Source organism: Streptomyces sp. NPDC058985 (assembly GCF_042740985.1).
GTDB lineage: Bacteria > Actinomycetota > Actinomycetes > Streptomycetales > Streptomycetaceae > Streptomyces.
In genome coordinates this window covers 173,096-192,216 of the sequence record NZ_JBHYJX010000009.1, presented here as the reverse complement: position 1 = coordinate 192,216, position 19,121 = coordinate 173,096, and the positions used below count along the sequence as shown (strand labels likewise).

Annotated in this window: 20 protein-coding genes; 9 read left to right on the top strand and 11 right to left on the bottom strand. The window is 71.0% G+C overall.

Going from position 1 to position 19,121, the window contains the following annotated elements; translation table 11 throughout:
• Nucleotides 1–325 precede the first annotated feature (325 nt).
• From ACFW01_RS11500 to ACFW01_RS11485, 4 genes are all read left to right on the top strand, one after another.
• A complete protein-coding gene (locus tag ACFW01_RS11500) occupies nucleotides 326–1,603 on the top strand; it encodes an extracellular solute-binding protein (RefSeq protein ID WP_384503121.1) in 1,278 nt (425 codons plus the stop codon).
• A 95-nt stretch (nucleotides 1,604–1,698) separates the two neighbouring features.
• Nucleotides 1,699–2,685 (top strand): carbohydrate ABC transporter permease, encoded by a 987-nt coding sequence (locus tag ACFW01_RS11495; RefSeq protein WP_064729764.1) that lies wholly within the window; start codon nucleotides 1,699–1,701, stop codon nucleotides 2,683–2,685.
• Complete coding sequence (locus ACFW01_RS11490) at nucleotides 2,682–3,512, top strand: carbohydrate ABC transporter permease (RefSeq protein ID WP_234954772.1); 831 nt, start codon at nucleotides 2,682–2,684, stop codon at nucleotides 3,510–3,512. Before ACFW01_RS11495 ends, ACFW01_RS11490 begins: the two co-directional genes overlap by 4 nt.
• Before the next feature lie 9 nt (nucleotides 3,513–3,521).
• Nucleotides 3,522–5,012, top strand: coding sequence for a glycoside hydrolase family 3 protein (locus tag ACFW01_RS11485; RefSeq protein WP_384503118.1), 1,491 nt, complete (start codon nucleotides 3,522–3,524; stop codon nucleotides 5,010–5,012).
• 51 nt (nucleotides 5,013–5,063) lie between these two features.
• On the opposite strand, the gene ACFW01_RS11480 is transcribed toward ACFW01_RS11485, so the two are convergent.
• Both ACFW01_RS11480 and ACFW01_RS11475 read right to left on the bottom strand, forming a co-directional pair.
• Nucleotides 5,064–5,507, bottom strand: a complete 444-nt coding sequence (locus tag ACFW01_RS11480) for a DUF2267 domain-containing protein (protein WP_234954768.1) — start codon at nucleotides 5,505–5,507, stop codon at nucleotides 5,064–5,066.
• Between the two features lie 196 nt (nucleotides 5,508–5,703).
• The gene (locus tag ACFW01_RS11475) at nucleotides 5,704–6,135 is read right to left on the bottom strand and encodes an Hsp20/alpha crystallin family protein (RefSeq protein ID WP_234954766.1); all 432 of its coding nucleotides are present in this window, start codon (nucleotides 6,133–6,135) and stop codon (nucleotides 5,704–5,706) included.
• A 147-nt stretch (nucleotides 6,136–6,282) separates the two neighbouring features.
• Here ACFW01_RS11475 and ACFW01_RS11470 point away from each other — a divergent pair, with 147 nt between their 5' ends.
• Complete coding sequence (locus ACFW01_RS11470) at nucleotides 6,283–6,912, top strand: type III effector protein (RefSeq protein WP_234955404.1); 630 nt, start codon at nucleotides 6,283–6,285, stop codon at nucleotides 6,910–6,912.
• 160 nt (nucleotides 6,913–7,072) lie between these two features.
• Here ACFW01_RS11470 and nagB read toward each other — a convergent pair whose 3' ends face one another.
• Nucleotides 7,073–7,858, bottom strand: coding sequence for a glucosamine-6-phosphate deaminase (gene nagB / locus ACFW01_RS11465; RefSeq protein ID WP_234954764.1), 786 nt, complete (start codon nucleotides 7,856–7,858; stop codon nucleotides 7,073–7,075).
• A 120-nt stretch (nucleotides 7,859–7,978) separates the two neighbouring features.
• Complete coding sequence (locus tag ACFW01_RS11460; protein WP_384503115.1) at nucleotides 7,979–8,731, bottom strand: SDR family NAD(P)-dependent oxidoreductase; 753 nt, start codon at nucleotides 8,729–8,731, stop codon at nucleotides 7,979–7,981.
• Between the two features lie 98 nt (nucleotides 8,732–8,829).
• On the opposite strand from ACFW01_RS11460, the gene ACFW01_RS11455 reads away from it, so the two are divergent.
• Together ACFW01_RS11455 and ACFW01_RS11450 are read left to right on the top strand one after the other, a co-directional pair.
• On the top strand, nucleotides 8,830–9,546 hold the full coding sequence (locus ACFW01_RS11455) for a TetR/AcrR family transcriptional regulator (protein WP_384503113.1): 717 nt from the start codon (nucleotides 8,830–8,832) through the stop codon (nucleotides 9,544–9,546).
• 353 nt (nucleotides 9,547–9,899) lie between these two features.
• Nucleotides 9,900–11,375: a PAS domain-containing sensor histidine kinase gene (locus tag ACFW01_RS11450; RefSeq protein ID WP_234954758.1), complete on the top strand. Its 1,476-nt coding sequence runs from the start codon at nucleotides 9,900–9,902 to the stop codon at nucleotides 11,373–11,375.
• A 216-nt stretch (nucleotides 11,376–11,591) separates the two neighbouring features.
• Here the strand turns inward: ACFW01_RS11450 and ACFW01_RS11445 are convergent, their stop codons facing one another.
• Nucleotides 11,592–11,849 (bottom strand): WhiB family transcriptional regulator, encoded by a 258-nt coding sequence (locus tag ACFW01_RS11445; protein ID WP_003973730.1) that lies wholly within the window; start codon nucleotides 11,847–11,849, stop codon nucleotides 11,592–11,594.
• 319 nt (nucleotides 11,850–12,168) lie between these two features.
• Nucleotides 12,169–13,137 carry a diacylglycerol kinase family protein gene (locus ACFW01_RS11440; protein WP_234954756.1) on the bottom strand — a complete coding sequence of 323 codons (969 nt, stop codon included), beginning with the start codon at nucleotides 13,135–13,137 and terminating at the stop codon, nucleotides 12,169–12,171.
• A 126-nt stretch (nucleotides 13,138–13,263) separates the two neighbouring features.
• Here ACFW01_RS11440 and ACFW01_RS11435 point away from each other — a divergent pair, with 126 nt between their 5' ends.
• Nucleotides 13,264–13,710 carry a hypothetical protein gene (locus tag ACFW01_RS11435; RefSeq protein ID WP_125492797.1) on the top strand — a complete coding sequence of 149 codons (447 nt, stop codon included), beginning with the start codon at nucleotides 13,264–13,266 and terminating at the stop codon, nucleotides 13,708–13,710.
• A gap of 34 nt (nucleotides 13,711–13,744) precedes the next feature.
• Here the strand turns inward: ACFW01_RS11435 and ACFW01_RS11430 are convergent, their stop codons facing one another.
• The 3 genes from ACFW01_RS11430 to ACFW01_RS11420 form a co-directional block, all read right to left on the bottom strand.
• Nucleotides 13,745–14,809 (bottom strand): RNA polymerase sigma factor SigF, encoded by a 1,065-nt coding sequence (locus ACFW01_RS11430; protein WP_234955402.1) that lies wholly within the window; start codon nucleotides 14,807–14,809, stop codon nucleotides 13,745–13,747.
• Nucleotides 14,810–14,838: 29 nt separating this feature from the next.
• A complete protein-coding gene (locus ACFW01_RS11425; RefSeq protein WP_003973726.1) occupies nucleotides 14,839–15,252 on the bottom strand; it encodes an anti-sigma regulatory factor in 414 nt (137 codons plus the stop codon).
• Between the two features lie 251 nt (nucleotides 15,253–15,503).
• The gene (locus ACFW01_RS11420; RefSeq protein ID WP_122616162.1) at nucleotides 15,504–15,764 is read right to left on the bottom strand and encodes a UBP-type zinc finger domain-containing protein; all 261 of its coding nucleotides are present in this window, start codon (nucleotides 15,762–15,764) and stop codon (nucleotides 15,504–15,506) included.
• Between the two features lie 60 nt (nucleotides 15,765–15,824).
• On the opposite strand from ACFW01_RS11420, the gene ACFW01_RS11415 reads away from it, so the two are divergent.
• The gene (locus ACFW01_RS11415; RefSeq protein ID WP_384503171.1) at nucleotides 15,825–17,417 is read left to right on the top strand and encodes a Na+/H+ antiporter; all 1,593 of its coding nucleotides are present in this window, start codon (nucleotides 15,825–15,827) and stop codon (nucleotides 17,415–17,417) included.
• 22 nt (nucleotides 17,418–17,439) lie between these two features.
• Here the strand turns inward: ACFW01_RS11415 and ACFW01_RS11410 are convergent, their stop codons facing one another.
• Together ACFW01_RS11410 and ACFW01_RS11405 are read right to left on the bottom strand one after the other, a co-directional pair.
• Nucleotides 17,440–18,348, bottom strand: a complete 909-nt coding sequence (locus ACFW01_RS11410; protein ID WP_234954752.1) for a pyridoxal-phosphate dependent enzyme — start codon at nucleotides 18,346–18,348, stop codon at nucleotides 17,440–17,442.
• Nucleotides 18,349–18,379: 31 nt separating this feature from the next.
• Nucleotides 18,380–18,958, bottom strand: a complete 579-nt coding sequence (locus ACFW01_RS11405; protein WP_234955400.1) for an N-acetylmuramoyl-L-alanine amidase — start codon at nucleotides 18,956–18,958, stop codon at nucleotides 18,380–18,382.
• Nucleotides 18,959–19,121 lie beyond the last annotated feature (163 nt).

Here is a 19,121-nt window from a genome sequence, read left to right as displayed (position 1 = left end):
CCCCCTTGGTCTAGTCCACAGTCGGGTCGGACGTCGCTGGTACGCGCGTTCGGGACCGTACCGGCACGTCGTTCGGCGGGTGGTGGTACACCCGGTCCCGGTCCGCCCGATCTGGGGCTTGCGCAATGAAAGGTCCCTGCATATCTCGGTCGCATCACGGACGCGGGGAGCGTGGTTGCACACCCTTGACAGCCCTATTGGTCTGGGCCAAGCTCCCCGTACTGGTCTACACCATTGGTCCAGGTCCCGGCCCCATGGGCGGTCCGCGTCGACGAGCAACCGCGGGGAGGCAGGGGGGTTTTGTGGCATCCCTGAGGAGGGTGGCGTGAAGCGCAAGCTGATAGCCGCGATCGGTATCGCGGGCATGATGGTCTCGATCGCGGCGTGCGGGGGCGACAGCGGCGACGACGGCAAGAAGGCCGGGGCGGACGGCTACGCCGGTGAGACGCTCACCGTGTGGGTGATGGACGGGTCCTCGCCGGACCAGTGGCAGAAGGACGTGGCGGCCGCCTTCGAGAAGAAGACGAAGGCGAAGGTCAAGTTCGAGGTCCAGACGTGGAACGGTATTCAGCAGAAGCTGACGACCGCCCTGTCCGAGGAGAACCCGCCGGACGTCTTCGAGATCGGCAACACCCAGACGCCGGCCTATGCGAAGACCGGTGGTCTCGCCGACCTGGCCGACCTGAAGAGCTCGATCGGCGCGGACTGGTCCGAGTCCCTGAACGAGTCCGCCGTCTTCGACGGCAAGCAGTACGCCGCCCCGTGGTTCGTGGTCAACCGCGTGGTGGTCTACAACAAGAAGGTCTGGGCGGACGCGGGCATCAAGGAACTGCCCAAGACCCGCGACGAGTTCTACGCCGACCTCAAGACGATCGGTGAGAAGACCGACGCCGAGCCCATCTACCTGCCGGGCCAGAACTGGTACCACTTCGTCGGCCTCGCGATCGGCGAGGGCGCCGAACTGGTCAAGAAGGACGGCGACAAGTACGTCTCCAACCTGGCCGACCCGAAGGTCGCCGCGGCCATGGAGACGTACAAGAAGTTCCAGTCCCTCTCCAAGGCGCCCAAGGACAAGGACGAGGCCACCCCGCAGCAGGGTGAGGTCTTCGCCAAGGGCAAGACCGGCGCCTTCATCGGCATGGGCTGGGAAGCCGGCATCGCGATCGAGACCAACCCGGCGATCGAGAAGGACCTCGGCTACTTCACCATCCCGGGTGAGACGGCCGCCAAGCCCGAGGGCGTCTTCCTCGGCGGTTCCAACCTGGCCGTCGCCGCGGGCAGCAAGAAGCAGGAGCTGGCCAAGGAGTTCCTGAAGGTCACGCTCTCCGACGAGTTCGAGGGCGCGCTGGCCAAGGCCAACGGCGTCATCCCGAACAAGGACGCGCTCCAGTCCAACCTGAAGGGCAACGCCGCCGCCGAGGCCGCCGCGCCGGCCGCCGAGGGCGGTGGCACCACGCCGCTGATCCCGGAGTGGGCCGCGGTCGAGAACGCGCCCAACCCGATCAAGACCTACATGACCGCCGTGCTCAACGGCAAGAGCACCGCCGAGGCGGCCAAGCAGGTCGAGGAAGAGTTCAACAAGCGCCTGTCGCAGCAGCAGTAGCACCGGGTGTGCCGGGGCGGGTGGCCGGTGACGGCTCCCGCCCCGGCGACCGTACGCGGGTCGACGTACACAGGTCGAGAAGAGAGAACGCGAGCATGACCGTGCAGACCGAACGGCCGCCCTCGGGCCCGGCGGACGTCCGCAAGGCGGACGGCGGGGGATCCGGCGGACCGAGAACGAGAGCCGCGTCGCGCGCCGGCGCCCTCGCCCCGTACCTGTTGCTGCTGCCCGCCGTCGCGGCCTCCGTGCTGCTGCTCGGCTGGCCGCTGCTGAAGGACGTCCTGCTGTCCTTCCAGAACCTCAACATGGCGCAGCTGATCCAGCACGTCACCGAGTGGAACGGCGTCGAGAACTACAAGGAGACCCTCACCAGCGAGCAGTTCTGGCGGGTCACCCTCCGCTCGATCCTCTTCACCGCGGCCAACGTCGCCCTGATCATGGTGCTCGGCACTCTGATCGGCCTGCTGCTCGCCCGCCTCGGCAGGCGGATGCGGTTCACCCTGCTGATCGGCCTGGTGCTGGCCTGGGCGATGCCCGTGGTCGCCGCCACCACCGTCTACCAGTGGCTCTTCGCCACCCGCTACGGCGTCGTCAACTGGGTCCTGGACAAGCTCGGCTGGCACTCCATGGCCGACTACAGCTGGACCAGCAGCCAGATGTCGACGTTCTTCGTTGTCACCCTGCTGATCGTGTGGATGTCCATCCCGTTCGTCGCCATCAACCTGTACGCGGCGACCACCACCATCCCGGGCGAGCTCTACGAGGCCGCGTCCCTCGACGGCGCCGGCGTCTGGCGGAGCTTCACCACGGTCACCATGCCGTTCCTGCGCCCCTTCCTCTACGCCACGACCTTCCTGGAGATCATCTGGGTCTTCAAGGCGTTCGTGCAGGTGTACACCTTCAACGAGGGCGGCCCGGACCGGCTCACCGAGATCCTGCCCGTGTACGCCTACGTCGAGGGCGTCGGCAACCAGCACTACGGCATGGGCGCGGCGATCGCCGTCCTGACCATCCTGATCCTGCTCGGCCTGACCGCCTACTACCTCAGGATCGTGCTCAAGCAAGAGGAGGACGAGCTGTGAAGCGCTCGCTCTTCGGCCGCGTCTGGCCCAACGCCACGGCGGTCGTCCTGTTCATCGGCTTCGTCTTCCCCGTGTACTGGATGTTCGCCACGGCCCTCAAGCCGCGGGGCGACATCCTCGCCGACAACCCGGTCTGGTTCCCGACCGACATCACCTTCGACCACTTCGAGACCGCGACGGGCGCCGACCACTTCTGGACGTACGTCACCAACTCGCTCACGGTGACGATCTGCGCGGTGGTCTTCTCGCTGGTCATCGCGCTGGCCGGGTCCTTCGCCCTGGCGCGGATGCGGTTCAAGGGGCGGCGCGGCTTCATCATCGGCTTCATGCTGGCCCAGATGGCGCCCTGGGAAGTCATGGTCATCGCGATGTACATGATCGTGCGGGACGCGTCGATGCTGAACAGCCTCGTGCCGCTCACGCTCTTCTACATGATGATGATCCTGCCCTTCACCATCCTGACGCTGCGCGGCTTCGTCGCCGCGGTGCCCAAGGAGCTGGAGGAGTCCGCGATGGTCGACGGCTGCACCCGCGTCCAGGCGTTCCGCCGGGTCATCCTGCCGCTGCTCGCGCCGGGCCTGATGTCCACCTCGCTGTTCGGGTTCATCACCGCGTGGAACGAGTTCGCCCTGGTCCTGGTGCTCAACAAGGACACCGAGGCCAAGACGCTGCCGCTGTGGCTGTCCAGCTTCCAGACCCAGTTCGGCGACGACTGGGGTGCGACCATGGCCGCGTCGTCCCTCTTCGCCATCCCGATCCTGATCCTCTTCGTCTTCCTCCAGCGCAAGGCCGTCAGCGGCCTGACCGCCGGCGCCGTGAAGGGATAACGCCACCCGATGACGACCATCGCCAGCGGCACCGACACACTCACGCAGAACGCGCTCACCGTTCTCCAGCCCGGCTTCTCCGGCACCACCGCCCCCGACTGGCTGCTGCGCCGCCTCGGGGAGGGGCTGGCCTCCGTCGCCCTGTTCGGGCGGAACGTCAAGACGCCCGACCAGGTGGCGGCCCTGACCGCGCAGCTCCGCGCCGAACGCGAGGACGTGCTGGTCGCCATCGACGAGGAGGGCGGCGACGTCACCCGCCTCGAGGTGCGCACCGGCTCCTCCTTCCCCGGCAACCACGCCCTCGGCGCGGTGGACGACGTGGGCCTCACCCGCGAGGTCGCCGCCGAACTGGGCCGCCGGCTCGCGGACTGCGGCGTCAACTTCAACTGGGCGCCGTCCGCCGACGTGAACTCCAACCCGGACAACCCGGTCATCGGCGTACGCTCCTTCGGCGCCGCCACCGACCTGGTCGCCCGGCACACCGCCGCCTACGTCACCGGCATGCAGTCAGCGGGCGTGGCCACCTGCACCAAGCACTTCCCGGGCCACGGGGACACGGGCATCGACTCCCACCACGCCGTGCCGCGCATCGACGTGGACGCGGCGGTGCTGGCCGAACGCGACCTGGTGCCGTTCCGCGCGGCCATCGCCGCCGGCAGCCGAGCGGTGATGAGCGCCCACATCCTGGCCCCGGCCCTCGACCCGGACCGTCCGGCCACGCTCTCCCGCCGCATCCTGACCGACCTGCTCCGCGGCGAGCTGGGCTATGACGGCCTCATCGTGACCGACGGCATCGAGATGCGGGCCATCTCCGGCACCTACGGCATCGAACGCGGCAGCGCCCTGGCCATCGCGGCGGGCGCCGACGCGATCTGCGTGGGCGGCGGCCTGTGCGACGAGGACACCGTGCGGCGGCTGTCCGACGCCTTGGTCGAGGCCGTCCGCTCCGGCGAGCTGCCCGAGGAGCGGCTGGCCGACGCGGCCGACCGGGTCCGCGCTCTGTCCCGCTGGACCGCGGCGAACCGCCCGGACGCCCGTACGGCCGGTGCCCCGGACGAGGAGGTGGGCCTGCGCGCGGCCCGCCGTGCCCTGCGCGTCACCGCGACCGAGGGCTCCGGCCCGCTCACGGTGCCGCCGTTCGTGGCCGCCTTCACCCCGGTCGCGAACATCGCGGTCGGCGACGAGACCCCCTGGGGCGTCGCCGCCGAACTCCGCCGGCTGCTCCCGGGCACGGAGACCGGCAGCTTCACCGGACCCGACGCCGGGCACGAGGCGCTGGCCGCGGCGGGCGCCCGCCGCGTCGTCGCCGTCGTCCGCGACGAGCACCGCCATCCCTGGATGGCGGCGGCCCTCGACACCCTGCTGGCGGCCCGGCCCGACACGGTCGTCGTCGAGATGGGCGTCCCCCGGGCCGAACCCCGCGGCTCCCTCCACCTGGCCACCTACGGCGCGGCCCGCGTCTGCGGCCGGGCGGCGGCGGAGGCGGTCGTCGGAATCTGACGGCACCCGCCGGGTGTGCGAAGCGATCGGGGTTCGGAGAATCTTCCCGGTCTACGCGGCGCGCTTGAGTTCGGCTCGGCCGAACAGCAGCGCGTAGCCGGTGGGGAGCTGGTGCAGGATGCGGGTGACGAGGTCGGGGCCGGCGTGGGCGGCGACGGCGGCGAAGACGGAGCCGGTGTCCCAGCGGGTGGTGGCCAGGGAGGCCCCGGAGCGGGCGGCGAGGTCTTTGACGAAGGCCCATCCGGTCAGCGGCCGGGTGTCGGGGATCTGCGCGGTCAGGACCCGCGCGGCCTCCAGGGGCAGGCAGGCGGCCAGGTCGACGCGTTCGTCGCCGGTCAGCCTGCGTCCCAGCCCCGAGAGGACCAGGCGGACGGCTTCGTCGGCTCTCTCGAGGGTGGGGTAGGCGCCTTCGTAGCGGACCTTCTCCAGCATCTGCTCGTACGCCGTCCCGTACGGCTGCTGGTGCTCGGACGGTACGCGCACGTCGGTGATCACTGCGGTGCATGCCTTTCGTTGAGGGGGGGGCGGGTGTGTGGCACCGAGGTAGGGGTGAGTCGGGTGGGCCGGGGGCGGCGCCCAGGTCGCGGTCTGCTCCGCCGGTAGCGGTTCGGTGCTCTGCTCCGGGTCGAGAAGGTGCGGAGGACGGGTGAGGGGGGAGATCGGGGGCCCGTCCTCCGCACCGCCGGCCGTGTCAGCCGGAGATCTCCTTGCGGCCGGAACCGACGCCGATGGAGATCTTGCGGGGCTTGGCGCGCTCGGCGATCGGGATGCGCAGGGTGAGCACGCCCGCGTCGTAGTCGGCCTCGATGTGCTCGGTGTCGAGCGTGTCGGCGAGCACGATCTGGCGGGAGAAGACGCCCAGCGGCCGCTCGGAGAGTTCCATCTGCACGTCGTCGGCCTTCGCCACCGGTCGGCGCTCGGCCTTGACCGTCAGCATGTTCCGCTCGACGTTGATGTCGATCGCGTCCGCGCTGACGCCGGGCAGGTCGAAGGCCACCACATACTCGTGGCCCTCGCGGTAGGCGTCCATCGGCATCGCCGACGGCCTCGACCAGGTGCCCGGACCCATCAGCTGCTGCGTCAGCCGGTCCAGCTCACGGAAGGGGTCAGTGCGCATCAACATCGTGAATACACCTCCAGCAGTTCAGGCAGTTGCTGCCAATGCGCTTCACTGACACTGTTGTAGCATGTCATCCAATGGATGACAAACGAGATGTCATCCTCGCAATGACAAGCAATGACAAGCAACGACAAGCCCGAGGGGGTGCCCGTGACCCCGGCCGACCAGCCGTCCCCGTCCCGCACCGACGCCCACAGCCCGGCGTCGTTCCTTGCCGCCGCGGCGGCTCTTGATGCCATTGACAACGTCCTGCGCGACGCCCAGCAAGCGGCCGAGGACGTTCCCGACACGCCCGGTCCCGGGCCGGAGCAGGCGCTGGCCTCCCTGATGCTGCTGGGTCAGGTGCGCGAGCGGCTCGCCGGATGGGAGACCGGCCTGATCGAAACGGCCCGCGACGCGGGAGCCAGCTGGGCCGACCTCGCCCACCCCCTCGGCGTCGCCAGCCGCCAGGCCGCCGAGCGCCGCTACCTGCGCGGCCGCCCCGGCCCCGCCGGAACCACCGGCGAAGAGCGTGTGACGGCCACCCGCCAGGCCCGGGCCGCCGAACGGACCGTCGCCACCTGGGCCCGCAGCAACGCGGCAGACCTGCGCCGCCTCGCCGGCCAGATCACCGCACTCACCGACCTTCCCCCTGCCGCCCGCCGCCCGCTCGGCGAGCTCCACGCGGCCCTCGCCCACGACGACCCCGCCGACCTCATCGCCCCCTTGGCCGCCACCCGCCCCCACCTGGCCGCCCATCCCGGCCTCGCCGCCCGGCTCGACACCCTCGCACCCCCGTGACGGCCCCACCCCGCGCACCCCGCCAGCGGCCCGGTCGGCCTCCGGCCGGGAACCGGCGCCGGTGGTACGACAAGGGCGCCGGCCCCCGTGCGGGGTGCCGGCGCCCTACGCGCGTCCCTCGGACCACCCGCGGTGTGGTGGCCGGGTGCTGCCGGACCGGTCAGATGCCCTGCCAGTCCGGCTTGTGGGCGTAGGTGTGCCGGAAGTAGTCGGCGAGCTTCAGCTTGGAAGCGGCCGCCTCGTCGACGACGACCGTGGCGTGCGGGTGCAGCTGCAGCGCGGAGGCCGGACACACGGCCGCGACCGGGCCCTCGACGCTCGCGGCGACGGCGTCCGCCTTGCCCTCACCGGTGGCGAGCAGCACCACGTGCCGCGCCTCCAGGATGGTGCCGATGCCCTGGGTGATCACGTGGTGCGGCACCTGCTCGATGTCACCGTCGAAGAAGCGCGCGTTGTCGACGCGGGTCTGCTCGGTGAGCGTCTTGATCCTGGTCCGGGAGGCCAGCGAGGAGCACGGTTCGTTGAAGCCGATGTGTCCGTCGGTGCCGATGCCCAGCAGCTGGAGGTCGACCCCGCCGGCCCCGCTCAGCGCCCGGTCGTACTCCTCGCACGCCGCCTGGACGTCCGCGGCCGTGCCGTCGGGGCCGGTGAACGCGTCCATGCCGATCCCGAGTGGCTCGAGCACCTCGCGCCGCAGCACCGAGCGGTACGACTCCGGGTGCTCCGCCGGCAGCCCCACGTACTCGTCGAGCTGCGCGATCCGCGCCCGCGCGGTGTCCACGGCGCCCGAGCGCACCCTGGCCGCCAGTGCCTCGTACACGGGTAGCGGCGTGGAACCGGTGGCCACCCCGAGCAGGGCGTCGGGCTTGCGCCGGAGCAGCTGCGCCATGGCCTCGGCTATGAGTTCGCCGCCCGCCTTGGCATCGGGAACGATGACAACTTCCACGCTGGCCTGCCGTTTCGAAGAGAGGACTCACCCGGGGTCCGGGACTGGCTATGTGGTTTAGACCAATCTAACAGAGCAGGTCCCCGCGGGCGCGTCGAATCGGTCAGGCGGACGGGGGTGTCAGGTCAGGGAACCTCCCGTCGCGTCGACCCAGCTTCCGGTGACCCACCGGCCCTCGTGCGAGGCGAGGAACGCCACCACGTCGGCCACCTCCGACGGCGTCCCCACCCCGCCCAGCGCGGAGAGAGCCGCCGCCCGGTCCCAGCCCTCCGCGCTGCCGTGCAGCAACTCGGCCGTGTTGTCCGTGTCGATGATGCCGGGAGCCACCGAGTTCACCGTGATGCCGCGGGCGCCCAGCACCTTGGAGAGGTCGCGCGAGAGCACGTCCAGCGCGCCCTTCGTCATCGCGTAGGCCACGTTGTCCGGCATCACGGCGGTGCGGGCCAGTCCCGAGGAGACGTTGATGACCCGGCCTCCGTCGCGCAGCCGACCCAGGCCGTGCTTGAGCAGGAAGAACGGCGCCTTTACATTGACCGCGAAGACCGCGTCGTACTCCTCCTCCGCTATCTCCGCGATCGGATGCGTGCTGCCGATCCCCGCGTTGTTCACCAGGATGTCCAGTCCGTCGGCGTGCCGGTCGAACTCCTCCCACAGCGCCTCGGCGGCCCCGGGGGAGCGCAGGTCGGCCCCGATCGTGAACGCCGAGCCGCCCGCCGCCTCGATCGCGGCCGCCGTGTCCTTCGCCGCCCCCTCGTTCCTCCCGTAGTGCACCGCGACCCGGGCGCCGTCACGCCCCAGCCGCTCGGCGATCCCGCGTCCGATGCCCCTGCTCGCTCCCGTGACGAGAGCCGTCCTGCCCGTGAGCGCGCTCATGGCGGCGCCCCCCTTCGCATTTGAATAGCGGTCGCTACAAAAATGACCGTACAGCAGTCCGGCGACATTTCTCTAGTGCCCGCTATAAAATCCACTCCATGGTGAGCAGGGAGCGCGGCGGCGAGACCGGTGACGGGCAGGGCGAGAGGCAGGGCGAGGGGCTGCAGGGTGCCGGGCCGGGCCGGAAGGGCGTGCGGTCCGGGGCGCCGGCCGGGGCCGCCACCGGCCGGGGCCGCGGACGCCCGCGCTCCTTCGACCGCGCGACGGCCTTGGAGGCGGCCCTCATGACCTTCTGGGAGCGCGGCTACGAGGCCACCTCCGTCTCCGACCTCACTCGGGTCATGGACATCGGCGCCCCGAGCCTCTACAGAGCCTTCGGCGACAAGCGCTCGCTCTTCGAGGAGGTCGTCCGGGAGTACGGCGTGCGGTACGGCTCCTTCGGCGACCGTGCGCTCGCCGAGGAGCCGACCGCCCGTGCGGGGATAGAGAGGATGCTGCGCGAGGCCGCCGACGAGTACACGGTCCCCGGCCGGCCGCACGGCTGCCTCGTCGTCCACGCCGCCGCCAACTGCTCGACGCCCGAGGTGGAGGAGTCCCTGCGGGTGCGGCGCAACGCCAACATCGCCGCGATCGAGAGCCGGATCTCGGCCGACGTGGCCGCGGGCGTACTGCCGCCGGGCACCGACGCCGCCGCCCTGGCCCGGCACGCCGGCGCGATGATCCAGGGCATGTCCCAGCAGGCGCGCGACGGCGCGAGCCGGACGGAGCTGGAGGCGCTGGTGGAAATTGCCCTGGCGGTCTGGCCCCGCGGGTGAGCCAACAGGGTTAGGCTGCTGGCGGGTGCGCGGACGCCTGGAAACGGGCGGATCGCGCAAGAACAAACACGGTCGACCGCATGGACACGCTCAGTGGTCTAGTCCAGAATGGTGACGAGACGCTGACCGTGCCACTCACGCGAAGTGATCGTCAGGCTTCCGCCTTCCCCGCACAGGAGGGCGGACCGAGGAACCGGAGCTCTCTGCCCTGACTGCCCCGGTTCCTCATCCTTCGGCCGACCGGGACCGCACACCCCACGGCCGATGTTGCTCCGGGCTGCGGTGCCGGGAGGGTTGAGGGTCCCTCCCAGGCGCCGCGGCCCGCGGGTGTACCGCCAGGTACGCTCAGCCCCGTGCCCTCCATGAACGAACTGGTACGCCAGCACACCGCGCTCGACGACTCCGACCTCGAGTGGCTCCACCTGCTGGTCTCGGAGTGGCAGCTGCTCTCCGACCTCTCCTTCGCCGACCTGGTCCTGTGGGTCCCCACCCTGGACGGCACCCGGTACGTCTCCGTCGCCCAGATGCGGCCCAACACCGGCCCCACCTCCTACCAGGACGACATGGTCGGCCACCTCGTCCCGCGCGGCCGGCGCCCCATGCTGGACGCCGCCCTGGACGAGGGCCGGATCGTGCGCGAGGGCGACCCGGAGTGGCGCGAGGAGGTCCCGGTCCGGGTCGAGTCCATCCCGGTACGCCGCCAGGGGCGCGTCCTGGGCGTCATCGCCCGCAACACCAACCTGCTCACCGTGCGCACACCGAGCCGCCTGGAACTGACGTACCTGCAGAGCGCCTCGGACCTCGCACAGATGATCGCGGCCGGGGCCTTCCCGTTCGAGAACCAGCAGGTCGACATGGACGCCTCGCCCCGTGTCGGCGACGGCCTGATCCGGCTCGACGCGGACGGCCTCGTCCAGTACGCCTCCCCGAACGCACTGTCGGCCTACCACCGCATGGGACTCGCCGCCGACCTGGTCGGCTGCCACCTGGGCCGGACCACCGCCGAACTCGCCCCGTCCCGCGGGCCGGTGGACGAGGCGCTGGCCAAGGTGGCCAGTGGCTGGGCGCCGCGCGAGTTCGAGATCGAGGCGCACGACGGGGTGATCCAGTTCCGGGCCATCCCGCTCAAGCCCAAGGGAACACGCATCGGTTCACTCGTACTGCTGCGCGACGTCACGGAACTGCGCCGCCGCGAACGCGAGTTGATCACCAAGGACGCCACCATCCGGGAGATCCACCACCGGGTGAAGAACAACCTCCAGACGGTGGCCGCCCTGCTGCGCCTGCAGGCCCGGCGCATCGAGTCCGACCGGGGCCGCGAGGCGTTGGAGGAGGCGGTGCGCCGCGTCGGTTCGATCGCGATCGTGCACGAGACGCTGTCCCAGAACCTGGACGAGCGGGTGGAGTTCGACGAGATCGCCGACCGGGTGCTGGCGATGGTGGCGGAGATCTCACCGGGCAAGGTGACCGGCCGGCGCACGGGCCGCTTCGGCATCCTCGACGCCGAGGTCGCGACCCCGCTCTCGATGGTGCTGACCGAGGTGTTGCAGAACGCCCTCGAACACGGCTTCCGGCAGGGCGACACCGGGACGGTCGAGGTCTCCGCGGTCCGCGGCGGCACGCCGAAGGAGGCCCGGCTCCGGGTCACCGTCCAGGACGACGGCGCGGGTCTGCCTCCCGGCTTCGACCCGCACCGCTCGGGCAACCTCGGCCTGCAGATCGTCCGCACTCTGGTGGAGGGCGAACTGGGCGGCACCTTCGACATGGTCCCGGCCCCGGAGCGCGGCACTCAGGTCATTCTGGACATTCCCGTGCCCGCGGCGAAGTAGCGCGCGGGGCCGCCGGGTCCTCGGGCGGCCCTTGGGCAGTTTTCGGGCATTCCTCGGGCCGTCTTCGGAGAGTCTTCGACAGCAAAAAGCCCCGGACCGGTGAAGGTCCGAGGCCAGTGCTCGTGCGATCGCATCGGGGGTACTGCGCGCTGCGGCTCGGGAGCGGGGGATGCGTACTCGCTGTACGCGCCGCCAAGCTCAGGCAGGGTGGCTGTGTCAGGCGGAGGCCTGACGGGCCCGGTTGCGGGCGGCACGGCGCTTCATCGCGCGGCGCTCGTCCTCGCTGAGACCACCCCAGACGCCGGAGTCCTGACCGGACTCGAGCGCCCACTGCAGGCACTGCTCCATGACAGGGCAGCGACGGCAGACGGCCTTGGCTTCCTCGATCTGCAGCAGCGCGGGACCGGTGTTGCCGATGGGGAAGAAGAGCTCGGGGTCTTCCTCGCGGCAAACGGCGCGGTGACGCCAGTCCATGGCTGCTACCTCTCCTTGGTATTACATGCGGGTTGCTTGTGAATGTGAACGCTTTCACGAATCCCTCAACAAGTGAAGGGCCGACAGCCAGGTTCCCTGGCGTGGTCCTGTGGTTTGAAGAGGGGTTCCGGTGATCTGTGGAGGCCGGTCTTGCGGGCCGTCCCGATCGCCAAGAAGAGACTCGCAAACCTCGGCGGCGGATACAACCCCTTCCGGAAAGTTTTTTTTGATTCTTCGGTGTCGACTAGGTCACAGCCGTACTTCCATGGGGTGGACCCTGGTCTAAACGTTCGAGTGAAAGGACTTTCGCCCCTTCTGCTCACACAATCACACGCAGTGCACGGCGTACGCCTGTGAACGTCACGCTGGTTCGCAGCCCCAGGTGGTCACCGTCCATCTGGAGGGGGAGCGGCACCTTCGAATGCAAGGTGAAGTCGGTCAAGTCGTGCAGGGAGACCGCGTGCCGGCCCCGGGGGCCGCGCTCGGGGGACGAAGTGAGCAACTGGGTGCCATACCGGGCGACAGCGGCCGTCGACAGGCGGCTGAGGCCGAACACGTCGAGCGCGGTGTCGAACGAGGCTTCAGGTGACGCGTAGATCGGGCGATTGCCGAGGAACGTCCAGGGGCACGTGTTCGAGACTATGGACAGCACCAGATCGGTGACCGGGTCCTCGCCCGCCCGCTCCAGAGTGATCGTCCCGCTGCGGCGGTGCGGCTCGCCGACGAGTGCGCGCATCACCTGGCGGACGTAGAGGGCGTGCGTCGACTTCTTGCCGCGCTCACGGTGCTGCTCGACGCGGCCGACCACGCCGGCGTCGAAGCCCAGGCCGGCGTTGAAGGTGAACCACCGGGACGGGACCGCCTCGTCCTCCGACCCCGGCGTCCCCGAGGCCAGGCCGAGCCCGACGGTCCGCTCGCTGCCCTCGCGCAGGGCGTCCAGGAGCGCGCCGGTGGCCTCCACCGCGTGGTTGGGCAGGCCGAGGGCGCGGGCGAACACGTTGGTGGAACCACCGGGGACCACCGCGAGGCCGGGCAGATGCTCCGGATCGGGGCCGGCGTGCAGCAGACCGTTGACGACCTCGTTCACCGTGCCGTCGCCGCCCAGGGCCACCACCAGCTCGATGTCGTCACTCTGCGCCGCGTGCCGGCCGAGGTCGCGCGCGTGCCCGCGGTACTCGGTGGTGACCGCCTCCAGCTTCATCTCGCTGGCGAGGGCGTGGATCAGCACGTCGCGCGTACGCGCACTCGTGGTGGTTGCCGCCGGGTTGACCACGAGAAGTGCACGCATGGTTTGCAGGGTACCTACTGGGTGGTACCCGGCCCAGACCGAGGTGAAGATCGCCGCCGTGGAACCGCGCACGTGACAGGGCGGACACCTCGCGGACGCGGATGCGCGGAGGGCTACCCTTCAGGGGTGAGCAGTGAGCCGAACCCCGTTTCCGAAGCCGCCGAAGAGGCGGGCCCCCGTCCCCGCCGGCTGACCGCCGCGGCCGCGCTCGCCGCACTGGAGGGCCTGGCGCTCGTCGTGGGCGGCGCCTGGATGCTCGTCGGGGGGCTGACCGGCCATCCCGACGACCGGACCTCCGCGATCACCGGTGGGGTCACCCTGATCGTCCTCGCCCTGCTGCCGCTGCTCGCCGCGCGCGGGCTGCTCGGTCGACGCGGCTGGAGCCGGGGACCTGCCGTGATCACGCAGATCATGGCGCTGCCCGTGGCCTACAACCTGCTGACGACGAACGGCCCGGCCATTCCGGCGGGCATCGTGCTCGCCGTGGTCTCCGTCACGGCGCTGGTGCTGCTCGTCAACCCGGAGACCACCCAGGCCCTCGGCATCCGGGGCCCCGGCAACGCCGAGAAGTAGGCGGGGCCGCCGCCCGCCGACGCGGGCGCTGCGCCTACTCCTCGACCAGGAGCTTCTCCCGCAGCTGCGCCAGGGTGCGGGCCAGCAGCCGAGAGACGTGCATCTGCGAGATGCCGACCTCCTGCGCGATCTGCGACTGGGTCATGTTGCCGAAGAAGCGCAGCAGCAGGATCCGCTTCTCGCGCGGCGGGAGGTCCTCCAGCAGCGGCTTGAGCGACTCCCGGTACTCGACGCCCTCCAGGGCCTCGTCCTCGGCGCCGAGGGTGTCAGCGACCGCCGGGGACTCGTCGTCGGTGTCCGGCACGTCGAGGGAGAGCGTGGAGTAGGCGTTGGCCGACTCCAGGCCCTCCAGGACCTCCTCCTCGGAGATCGCGAGTTTCTGCGCCAGCTCGTGCACCGTGGGGGAGCGCCCGTGCAGCTGGGAGAGTTCCGCGGTGGCCGTGGTCAGGGCCAGCCGCAGCTCCTGGAGCCGGCGCGGGACGCGGACCGCCCAGCCCTTGTCCCGGAAATGCCGCTTGATCTCGCCGACCACCGTCGGTGTCGCGTACGTGGAGAACTCCACCCCGCGGTCCGGGTCGAAACGGTCGACCGACTTGATCAGTCCGATGGTGGCGACCTGGGTCAGGTCGTCCAGGGGCTCGCCGCGGTTGCGGAAGCGGCGCGCGAGGTGCTCGACGAGCGGCAGGTGCATCCTGACCAGCCGGTTGCGCAGCTCCGCGTAGGCGGGGCTGTCCTTCTCCAGCGTGCGCAGCTCCGCGAACAGGAGGCGCGCCCCGCTGCGGTCCTGCGGGTCGTGCCGGGTGCCCTGCGTGCCCCGGGCACCCGGCGCGTCGTCCTCGGAGTGTCGCTCGTGCTCGCTCATCGTCCCGCCCGTTGCCCTTTCCCGAGCCTTCTCCTCCGCTCGGACGGGCTGGACGGGGGTGTCCCCGGTCCGCTGCCCGTCGCCCGGAACGACGGCCTCGGGAGAGGTCTCGTCCTCCGGATGCGGCCGGGCCTGCTCGGGGATGCCGTCGATGCCGTCCGCCGTGCGCCGGGCCTCGTTCGGAGAACGCTCGCCCCCGGCCGGCCGCTCCCGTGTGCCGCGCTCGTCGTCCCGCACCGGCCCGTCCCCGTCCCCGTTTCCGTCCCTCACGTCGGCCCGGGTCCCGCGCCGCGCTGTTTGTAGAGGCTGATCGAAACGGTTTTGTCCTCGTCCACGGCGGAGGAGACCTTGCCCGCGAGGGCGGACAGCACCGTCCAGGCGAAGGTGTCCCGCGAAGGGGCGTGGCCGTCCGTGGTCGGCGCCGAGACGGTGACTTCGAGCGAGTCGTCGACGAGGCGGAAGACACAGCTGAGCACCGAGCCGGGCACGGCCTGCTGGAGCAGGATCGCGCAGGCCTCGTCGACTGCGATGCGCAGGTCCTCGATCTCGTCGAGGGTGAAGTCCAAGCGGGCTGCGAGGCCGGCCGTCGCCGTACGCAGCACCGACAGGTAGGCACCCGCGGCCGGCAGCCGGACTTCGACGAAGTCCTGGGTCGCGGGCTCGCCTGCGATCTGGGACACCCTCACCTCCAAGGTGGTACAAGCGTTACAGGGCCAGGGGGTCGCCCTCGGGGTAACGCGATACGTGGTTCAGCGGTGACGTTATCGCGCTCCGAAGTTTCCTGTCCCCGAGACCCCAACCCCATGCTGTCACTCATAGTAAACACACGAACACGCACAGTGGCTAGGGGTTCGGCGGGCCCAAATCGGAAGAGCGCGCGCCGGGTTGACGTACCCAGGCGTCAGACGGTCGAACCGTACCGGGCCGAGGGTCACACGAGGACGTGGTCGACGAAGCACCAGCGCCAGTTCTCCCCGGGCTCGAAGGTGCGCATGACCGGGTGGCCGGTCTCCTTGTGGTGCGTCGTCGCGTGCTGCCCCGGCGAGGAGTCGCAGCAGCCGACGTGACCGCAGTCGAGGCACAGCCGCAGCTGCACCGGGTCCGTGCCCTCGGCCAGACACTCCGGACAGGTCTCACCGCGCGGCTCCGGTTCGGGGTGCGGCAGCGCGTCGGCGTGCGTGCACTGTTTCATGATTGCCAGGTTACGACGGGTGTGCGGATCATCGCGCGGAAAAAGAGGGCGGGCGAGGACATGGACGTGATGCCGCTGCTGTCGCTGGTGGCGGGCAGTGCCGCGGTCGCCGCCGCGGGACGGCGGGTGCCGGTGCCGGTGCCGCTGCTGCTGGTGGCGGTGGGCCTGGCGGTGAGCTACGTCCCGGGCGTGCCCGACTACACCCTCGACCCGCACATCGTCCTGCCCCTGCTGCTGCCCCCGCTGCTCTACACGGCGGCCACCGACAGTTCCTACCTGGACCTGCGGGCGCAGGTGCGGCCGGTGGCGCTGCTGTCCGTGGGCTACGTCCTCTTCGCGACCTTCGTCGTCGGCTGCGCCGCGTACCTGATCGTGCCGGGTCTGCCGCTGACGGCAGCCCTGGTGCTCGGCGCGGTGGTCGCGCCGCCGGACGCCGTCGCCGCCACGGCCGTCGCGCGCCGGGTGGGGCTGCCCTCCCGGATCACCACGATCCTCCAGGGCGAGTCCCTGGTCAACGACGCCACCGCGATCACCGCCTTCAGGGTGGCGCTCGCGGCGGCGGTCGGCGAGGGCGCCACGTGGGCCGGCGGGATCCTGGAGTTCGTCGTCGCGGCGATCGGGGGCGTCGGCGTGGGGCTGGTGCTGATGGCGCCGCTGCACTGGCTGCGCACCCATCTGCGGGAGGCGCTGCTGCAGAACACGCTCTCCCTGCTGATCCCGTTCTTCGCCTACGCGGTCGCCGAGCAGGTGCACGCCTCCGGGGTGCTCGCGGTGGTCGTCGTCGCGCTCTTTCTCGGCCACCGCGCGTGGGAGGTCGATTTCGCCACCCGCCTCCAGGAGGAGGCGGTGTGGAAGATGGTCGCGTTCGTGCTGGAGTCGGCCGTGTTCGCCCTGATCGGACTCCAGCTGCCCGTCGTGCTCAAGGGGCTCGGGGAGCACGAGGGCGCCGAAGCCGCCTGGTACGCCGTCGCCCTCTTCCTGGTGGTCGCGGTGGCGAGGTTCGTGTGGGTGTATCCGGCGACCTACCTGCCGCGCCTCTCGGCCCGCGTGCGCGCGCGTGAGGGCGACCTCTCCTGGACGGGGCCGTTCATCATCGGCTGGGCGGGGATGCGGGGCGTGGTCTCGCTGGCCATCGCCTTCTCCATCCCGCTCACCGTCCACGACGGCGATCCCTTCCCCGAGCGCAACCTCATCCTGTTCCTCACCTTCACCACCGTCATCGGCACGCTGGTCGTCCAGGGCGTCACCCTGCCGCCGCTGATCCGCCTGCTGAAGTTCCCCACCCGCGACGTGCAGACCGAGACGCTCGCCGAGGCCAACGCCCAGGCACAGGCCTCCCGGGCGGCCGAGCGGCGCCTGGACGAGCTGCTGGCCGACGAGCGCAACGCCCTGCCGGGCCCGCTCGCCGAGCGCCTGCGCACGGTCCTGGAACGGCGCCGCAACGCCGTCTGGGAGCGGCTCGGGCAGGTCAACCCGGTCACCGGCGAGAGCGTCGACGACACCTACCGGCGGCTGTCCCGGGAGATGATCAGCGCCGAGCGCGACGTCTTCGTCCGGCTGCGGGACGGCCGCTACATCGACGACGAGATGCTGCGGACGCTGCTTCGCCGCCTCGACCTGGAGGAGGCGGCGGCCTACCGGGAGGCCACGTGAGCGGGGCGCGCCCGGGAGGCGGTCACGGGAACGGCCGGCCGGTGACGACCGCGGCCACGGTGGTCCCGCGCGGGAAGGCGCCCTCCCGGGCGAGGGCGAGCAGGGCATGCAGCAGCTTGGCGACGTACACGCGCTCCACGGGCAGGCCGTGGCGGTGTTCGAAGTCGTCGGCGAAGGAGTCCAGCTCCGGCGTCGTGCGGGCGTAGCCGCCGCAGTGGAAGCGGTCGTCGAGGCTCCAGTCGCCGCGCGGTCCGCCGAACGCACGGTCCTGGAGCCGCCGTATGTCGTCGGCCAGGAAGCCGCCCTTGAGCACGGGTATCCCCAGCGTCCGCCGGCCCCGGGGCAGTCCCGCTGCCAGACCGGCGAGCGTGCCACCGGTGCCGCAGGCGACGGCGGCCACGTCGGCGTGTCCGCCCAGCTCCGCGCCGAGGGCCCGGCAGCCGCGGACGGCCGACGCGTTGCTGCCGCCCTCGGGGACGACGACCGCGTCCTCGGCGGCCACCGCGCGCAGCAGCGCGGCCAGGGTCTCCGGCTCGCTCTTGCGGCGGTACGTCGAGCGGTCGACGAAGTGCAGTCGCATGCCGTCGGCCGCGCACCGGGCCAGGGAGGGATTGAGCGGCCGCCCGGCCAGTTCCTGACCACGCACCACGCCCACCGTCGACAGGCCGAGCAGTCGCCCCGCGGCGGCCGTGGCGCGCAGGTGGTTGGAGTAGGCGCCGCCGAACGTGACGACGGTGCGGCCCCGCGCGGTGGCGAGGTTCGGCGCCAGTTTGCGCCATTTGTTGCCGACCAGGTCGGGGTGGATCAGGTCGTCCCGCTTCAGCAGCAGGCGGACGCCGTGCCGCTCGAACCGCCCGTCGACGATCTCCTGGCAGGGTGACGGAAGGCGGGGGCCGAGAGCGGCGAGGTCGGAGGGGTCGGTGCCGGTCACCGGGCCATTCTCACGTCGCGCCGCGGGTGCGTCACTTCAGCCGGTCCCGGATCCGCGCGCGCATGGACGCCATGGTGAACCCGCGCGGGTCCACCTTCCCGGGCTGCCACTCCAGGTGCCCGATCACGGACCGTTCGTTCCACCCGTGATGGCGGCAGACCGCGGCGGCGGCCCGCTCGATGGCCTCCAGCTGCGCCGCCGGCCAGGGGTCGTCGCCGTCGCCCAGGTTCTCGCACTCGAATCCGTAGAAGTGCCGGTTGCCGTCGGTATTCGCCTCGTTGTCCTTCGGCAGCGCCCGCTCGGCGATCACCGCGCGCAGGACGTCGTCGTCGCCGAGGCCGGCGTGGTTGGCCCTGCCGTACCCGACCAGATGGATCCGGCCGTCCTTCGTGATGACCCCGTGGCACAGGGGGCCGGGCAGGCCCTCGTAGCCCTTGCGGCAGATGTCCACCGTCCGAGCGCTGCCCTTCGTGACCGTGTGGTGGATCATCACGCCGTTCACGGGCCCCCAGGGGCCCTTGTGGTTGCGGTTGTGGTCGCGCCAGTCGCCGACCTCGACGACGGTGAGCCCCTCCGCCTTCAGTGCCTTGAGGAAGCTGCTCGCGGACATGGGTGAGGCCACGGCCGACTCCTTCACGCTGTGTGACGGCCGCCTGGGCACGACCGTCTCGTACGGTGCTTGTACCGAAACGGAGCCCCGGCTACTACTTGCCCGGCGCGCGTGCGAGCGTTTTCGGCCAATCTCGTCCCGGGCCTGGGTGTTGAACAGGACC